Source organism: Tateyamaria pelophila, assembly GCF_019966495.1.
GTDB classification, from domain to species: Bacteria; Pseudomonadota; Alphaproteobacteria; order Rhodobacterales; family Rhodobacteraceae; genus Tateyamaria; species Tateyamaria pelophila.
The window spans coordinates 1-6,807 of sequence record NZ_JAIMIA010000176.1 but is presented as its reverse complement, the minus strand read 5'-3'; the positions used below and the strand labels follow the sequence as shown (position 1 = coordinate 6,807).

General features: G+C 56.1%; 4 protein-coding genes. 2 read left to right on the top strand and 2 right to left on the bottom strand.

Going from position 1 to position 6,807, the window contains the following annotated elements; all coding sequences use genetic code 11:
* Window positions 1-209: 209 nt before the first annotated feature.
* A complete protein-coding gene (locus LC354_RS25415; RefSeq protein ID WP_223428759.1) occupies window positions 210-1,208 on the bottom strand; it encodes a lipoprotein N-acyltransferase Lnb domain-containing protein in 999 nt (332 codons plus the stop codon).
* A gap of 328 nt (window positions 1,209-1,536) precedes the next feature.
* On the opposite strand from LC354_RS25415, the gene LC354_RS25410 reads away from it, so the two are divergent.
* Window positions 1,537-1,683, top strand: a complete 147-nt coding sequence (locus LC354_RS25410) for a hypothetical protein (protein WP_223428758.1) — start codon at window positions 1,537-1,539, stop codon at window positions 1,681-1,683.
* Window positions 1,684-1,686: 3 nt separating this feature from the next.
* On the opposite strand, the gene LC354_RS25405 is transcribed toward LC354_RS25410, so the two are convergent.
* Window positions 1,687-2,058: a hypothetical protein gene (locus tag LC354_RS25405; RefSeq protein ID WP_223428757.1), complete on the bottom strand. Its 372-nt coding sequence runs from the start codon at window positions 2,056-2,058 to the stop codon at window positions 1,687-1,689.
* A 620-nt stretch (window positions 2,059-2,678) separates the two neighbouring features.
* On the opposite strand from LC354_RS25405, the gene LC354_RS25400 reads away from it, so the two are divergent.
* On the top strand, window positions 2,679-6,341 hold the full coding sequence (locus LC354_RS25400) for a vitamin B12-dependent ribonucleotide reductase (protein ID WP_223428756.1): 3,663 nt from the start codon (window positions 2,679-2,681) through the stop codon (window positions 6,339-6,341).
* Window positions 6,342-6,807 lie beyond the last annotated feature (466 nt).

Here is a 6,807-nt window from a genome sequence, read left to right as displayed (position 1 = left end):
AAGGCCTATATCAAATGGGAATGCCAGGATGCGTGATCATGCCAAATCCGAATTTCCAGACGTGGGGTTGCTCAATCATGCAGGGTTCCAGGTCAGGCAAGGGGAGGGCCAGTCGGCCGCTCCTTCAAGTCCCGCACGTCGGCGCGCTATTTAAATCCGCTTACGATCTGCCGTCTTGCTTCCGGGCGATTATCGAACGGCAGGTTGGATTACGGTGCTGGTACGCCTTCGCGTATCGCGGCGGAATAGCCTTCGTTGAGGCCAACGGCGGTGGCCCGTTCGGTGACATCACCAAGGAGGAACAGCTCTTCGAGGGTAACATTGGTATCCAGCGCGCCCCGCTCATATAGGTATTCAGGCATGTATCCATTGATCAGCAACCGCCAGTCGGTTGGCAATTGCGCACCGATATGGCGGGCCAGCAAGATCGCCGTGCTCGAGCAGTTGGTGAAAGCCGAATTGAACCAGCGCGGTTTCTCCGCCAGCTCGTTCACGGTGGAGACATAAGCCTCGACATATTCGCGTCGCTGGGCTGCATCCGTCTTCAAGCGGAATAACTGCACGCGTTCCTTGCGCACGTTCGAGCGCAGTCCGACGATGTCATATTCTTCGCTTGCGATCATGATGATGGGGTTGGCTTTGAAGAAATCCGCAACGGGCGAAAATGATCCCCCGATAGACCGGCGCACTTCGTTGGAGAAGGTCACGTACCGACCGTCTTCAAAACCAAAGCTGAGCATGAAATGCGCCATGCTTGGTCCGGCCCAGAAGGACAGAAAGATATCGGCCGAGTCGATTGTGGAAAGATCATAGGTGCGCGTGACCCATTTTTCGGTAAAGTCTTCGGCCGTGCGCCAATTGAACGCCCGAACGTTATGCAATGTCAGGATATCACCGTCGATTGTCCCGGTGACTTGTCGCGAGACGTCTGCAGGCCAGTTGCCATCGACGGGAGGTATCAGAGTGTTCCACCACACCACGATCGCCAGCATAGATATCGCAAATACCGAGAGCCAGCGCCAGCGCACGGTCTTGAAGATCGCGATGAGCGTCCCGACCCCCAATAACCCGAAGGCAATCATGACACACCACCGGACAAGATCCGGCCCCGGCAGTTTGAACCAGAACGCCATCGACGCCCAAAGCGTGGCATACGCGACAGCGACGAACAGGATGAACAGAAGGATGAACCGGGCAATTTTTTTCATGTTGACCGATCATTTCCATATTTGCTGATACTAGACAAGCTGTACACCGCACAGCGTTCTGCTTGGCCTTTTCAAAGGCGACGAGGGCCCAGACAGGCGCAAAAAGGGAAAACCGATCCTCAACCCGGATTTGCATTTGAGTGAGTACCAAAAGGCGCAAGAAAGGGGGCCGATTCCGCAGATTCTCACTTTGACCGTTCGGGTATTCAGTTGTCGGCAGTGAAACTGGGAATGTGTCGACGCAAGAACGGGTGTGCTGCGTCGCGTTCAACGCTCAGGGTACATTGCTATGGGACGGTAACAACCCCAGCCTTTCACGGAGGGACGGATGCCAGGTGTGGATGAAGAGAAAACCAGCTTTGCCCCTTCGCGGGAATTGCTGGCGACGGACGGGGTCACAAACACCTTTCTGAAAATCACAGCTCAGATCAACCCGGTTGCGCGCGCCTTTATCGCGGCTTTCGGCGTATCATGAGGGTCAGTCGTTGATCGTGGTGCCGCCTGATGCTTCCAGCAATCCATCCATGAGGACATCCAATCGGGGTTGTCTGAAATAAATGCGACGGGGCTTGCCCGACTTCTGGATCACTTCCGCGAAATAGGACAACTCAACGGCGTAACCGGCGTCGTTGCGTGCCGTCTGCTTTTGCACAATGAGGGACGGGGCCTCCAGCGCGCCGTCATATTGCAACAACAAGAAGGCCGCGATGTCAGGCGGGGGCAGGATGCGGCACTGTACGACGGATGTGGAGACTTGTTTGATCTTGTCGCCCGGCGCATTGCACGATGATCTGAAAACTTCGTCCAGCGTCGCCGGGGATTCTCCGAACAGGGCGCGACGGGCGGGCAAATCTTGTTCCGAAGTCGCTACTGTTTCTATATATTGTGGTCCGCAGGCCGTCAGTCCGATCAAAAAAAACGCTAAAACTGGTCGCATGAGGGGCCTTTCGGGGTGGGTGTTGCAACATCAACATATTTTCCGCACGGCCACAAAACCTTTCTGCTCTCGAGAAAGGGTTCTGTGGATAACTTCAGCCAAAGCTTCCACATTTTACCGTAAGCCCTGCCTCTACTTGCAGAAATTCCAGCCGTCTCTGTGGATCAAATTTTTACAACCTAGCCGTGTGTTAACGAATGAATCATCCCGAAGGCCGGCGCCCGAAACATGCTGCACGGGTCAAGGAAAAAGTTGTCAAAAAAGTTTTAAAATTGCGTTGACGCGGACCCTCTCGATACGTCACCTTGTGCGGGCTGGGATCGACACCACAACATTTAGTGGCCAACGCTAAGGATGTCGCTCCGGGCTCAAGGGACGAAGACATCGAAACTCATCGGCTGACACCGGCCGTCTCAAGCGTTCGTGCTGTGACGGGAGAGAACTGATTTGCCTTCGTTCCAATACCAGAATTGGGCCCCCGCAACGTCCGGGACAGCCTGGCAAAGTAACATGCTGAATAACGAGGCAGCGCGATGAAAATTGAAAGACAGTTCACCAAGGCCGGTCAGGACGCGTATGCGGATCTGGATTTTGTGACCACCGTGTCTGAAATCCGCAACCCTGACGGAACAATTGTATTCCGTCTGGACGACGTCGAAGTGCCCGCGAAATGGTCGCAAGTGGCCAGCGACGTGATTGCGCAAAAATACTTCCGCAAGGCTGGTGTTCCGTCAAAGCTGCAAAAAGTCAAAGAGGCCGACGTGCCCGAATTTCTCTGGCGCTCAGAGGCGGCCAAGGGCGCTGAAATGGGCGGTGAGACGTCCTCCAAGCAAGTGTTTGACCGTTTGGCAGGCGCCTGGGCCTATTGGGGCTGGAAGGGCGGATACTTCTCGAAAGAAGATGACGCGCGCGCCTATTACGACGAAATGCGCCACATGCTGGCGACCCAACGCGCCGCTCCCAACAGCCCCCAGTGGTTCAACACAGGTCTGCACTGGGCTTATGGCATCGACGGGCCGGCGCAAGGTCACCATTATGTCGATTACAAGACCGGTAAGCTGACGAAATCGAAATCTTCCTACGAGCATCCCCAACCGCATGCCTGCTTTATCCAGTCGGTCAGCGACGATCTGGTCAATGACGGCGGCATTATGGATCTTTGGGTCCGCGAAGCGCGTCTTTTCAAGTATGGCTCCGGCACAGGAACGAACTTCTCGTCGCTCCGCGGTGAGGGTGAGAGCCTGTCGGGCGGGGGCAAATCTTCCGGCCTGATGGGCTTTCTGAAAATCGGTGATCGTGCTGCGGGTGCCATCAAGTCGGGTGGGACCACACGCCGCGCGGCCAAGATGGTGATCGTGGACGCCGATCACCCCGACATCGAAGACTTCATCAACTGGAAGGTCATCGAAGAGCAAAAGGTGGCGAGCATCGTCGCTGGCTCCAAGATGCACGAAGAAAAGCTGAACGGCCTCTTTGCCGCGATCAAGGCTTGGGACGGCGCTGTTGAAGATGCCTATGACCCCAAGAAAAACGACGCGTTGAAGGCGGCAGTAAAGGCGGCAAAGCGGGTCGCGATCCCCGAGACTTACGTTAAACGCGTGTTGGACTATGCGCGTCAGGGCCACACCAGCATCGAATTTCCAACATACGATACCGATTGGGACTCCGAGGCATATAACTCCGTCTCCGGCCAGAACTCGAACAACTCGATCCGCGTCACAAACGCGTTTCTCAAGGCCGTCGAGAAAGATGCCGATTGGGAACTGATCAACCGTGTGAACGGTCAGCCGACCAAAACCATCAAAGCCCGTGATCTATGGGCGCAAGTGGGCCACGCGGCCTGGGCCTGTGCCGATCCGGGCATCCAGTATCACGACACGGTAAACGACTGGCACACATGTCCCGAAGATGGTGCGATCCGCGGATCGAACCCGTGTTCCGAATACATGTTCCTGGACGATACGGCGTGTAACCTCGCCTCGATGAACCTGCTCACATTCCTCAAGGATGGCGTTTTCCAGGTCGAAGATTACATGCACGCCTCCCGCCTGTGGACCGTGACACTGGAAATTTCGGTGATGATGGCGCAGTTCCCGTCCAAGGAAATTGCCCAACGCTCTTATGATTTCCGAACATTGGGCCTGGGTTATGCCAACATTGGCGGTCTGTTGATGAACATGGGCCATGGCTACGACAGCGACGAAGGCCGCGCACTTTGCGGTGCCCTGACGGCCATCATGACGGGCGTTGCCTATGCCACATCCGCCGAGATGGCGGGCGCGTTGGGGCCGTTCCCGGGCTACAAGAAAAACGCGGACCACATGCTGCGGGTGATGCGCAATCACCGGACGGCTGCGTATGGACGTGCCGAAGGTTACGAAGCGCTGGCAGTCAAGCCTGTGCCGCTGGATCATGCAAACTGCCCCGATGCGCGTCTGGTCAATATGGCCATGTCCACATGGGACGAAGCGCTGAAACTGGGTGAAGCCAACGGGTACCGCAACGCGCAATCCACAGTGATCGCGCCCACGGGCACCATCGGTCTGGTGATGGATTGCGACACGACCGGAATCGAGCCTGACTTTGCGTTGGTGAAGTTCAAGAAGCTGGCCGGTGGCGGTTACTTCAAGATCATCAACCGCTCGGTGCCTGCCGCCCTTGAGAACCTCGGTTACGGCTCGGCCCAGATCGAAGAGATCATCAGCTACGCCGTCGGTCACGGCTCCATCGGCAACAGCCCGGCGATCAACCACACCTCGCTGACAGGGCATGGGTTTGGGGTCAATGAGTTGGCCAAGGTTGATGCAGCACTTGAAAGCGCGTTCGACATCCGCTTCGTGTTCAACCAGTGGACGCTGGGCGAAGAGTTTTGCACCCAAGTGCTGGGCATTCCGGCGGAAAAGCTGAACGATCCGAGCTTTGACCTGCTCCGCTCGCTGGGCTTTTCGCGGGCTGACATCGATGCCGCCAACAACCACGTCTGCGGAACGATGACGCTTGAAGGAGCGCCGCACCTCAAGGCCGAACACTATCATATCTTTGACTGCGCCAACCCGTGCGGCAAGATCGGCAAACGGTTCCTGAGCGTGGACAGCCACATCACCATGATGGCCGCGGCACAGTCGTTCATCTCGGGCGCGATCTCCAAGACGATCAACATGCCCAACGATGCCACGATCGAGGATTGCCAGAAAGCCTATGAACTCAGCTGGTCGCTGGGGGTGAAGGCCAACGCGCTCTACCGTGACGGCTCCAAACTCTCGCAACCGCTGGCGGCGTCTTTGGTCGAGGATGATGACGAGGCCCAGGAGATATTGGAAAGCGGCTCGCAGCAGGAAAAGGCAACCGTGCTGGCCGAGAAGATCGTCGAAAAGATCATCGTCAAGGAGATCATCAAATCGCACCGCGAAAAGATGCCGCAGCGCCGCAAGGGCTATACCCAAAAGGCGATTGTCGGGGGCCATAAGGTCTATCTGCGCACGGGCGAATACCAGGACGGTAACCTTGGTGAAATCTTTATCGATATGCACAAGGAAGGGGCGGGCTTTCGCGCCATGATGAACAACTTCGCCATCGCGGTGTCGGTTGGTCTTCAATACGGCGTGCCGCTGGAAGAGTTCGTCGACGCGTTCACCTTCACCAAGTTCGAGCCTGCGGGCATGGTGCAGGGCAATGACAGCATCAAGAACGCGACCTCTATCCTTGACTATGTGTTCCGCGAACTGGCTGTGTCTTACCTCGATCGGACCGATCTGGCGCATGTGAAGCCGGAAGGCGCCAGCTTTGACGATCTGGGCCGCGGCGTCGAAGAGGGGATCACCAACGTTTCGGAACTCTCCGACACGGCGGCGTCCAAATCCCTCGAAGTGTTGAAGCAAATCAGCTCGACGGGCTATCTGCGCAAGCGTTTGCCACAGGATCTGGTGGTGCTGCAGGGCGGCATGGCCGAGGCCAATGCGATGGTTGCGGAGGCCGTCAATAGCCTCGTGCCTGATGTCGCCGTCGGTGGTGGTGTGACCATGAGTACGACAACAACGGCTCTGTCCAGCGGTTCTGTCAGCATTGATGCCCGTACCAAGGCCAAGATGCAGGGCTATGAAGGCGAAGCCTGCGGCGAATGCGGCAACTATACGCTTGTGCGCAACGGCACCTGCATGAAGTGCAACACCTGCGGATCCACGAATGGGTGCTCCTGATATGACGACTGGAAGATTGATCCGCAAGGTAATTGAGACCCATTTGGGCGGTTTTAGCGCCCAAAAACAAGGTCATTCGTGCCCATGAATCCCTAAGGCCTTGTTTTTAAATGATATGAGGTGCCGGCAGATTTCAGGATCTGGCGCCACCTCGTTTTGGAAAGCTATTGACGGGATATCTTACTTTATGCTGTCTCAGAGTATGAAACCGACAAAGCATATCCGCCTCATATGACGTCTTTGATCTGCCCTCTTTCGGGGCCGGCCATCGATAGCTTGTCTACCCCTCCAAAGCTCTTTTGATTTCCTGCCGGTCCCTTCCTCAGAACGGACAAGGACAATATTATGAAAGTCTTGAAACTTATCCACTTACCACAACCTGAAGTCACTAGGCAGCGGACTCATAAAACTCGATCCACAGCCTGACGGATGCCAGTTTGATCATCGACAGGAAATTGCGTGATGT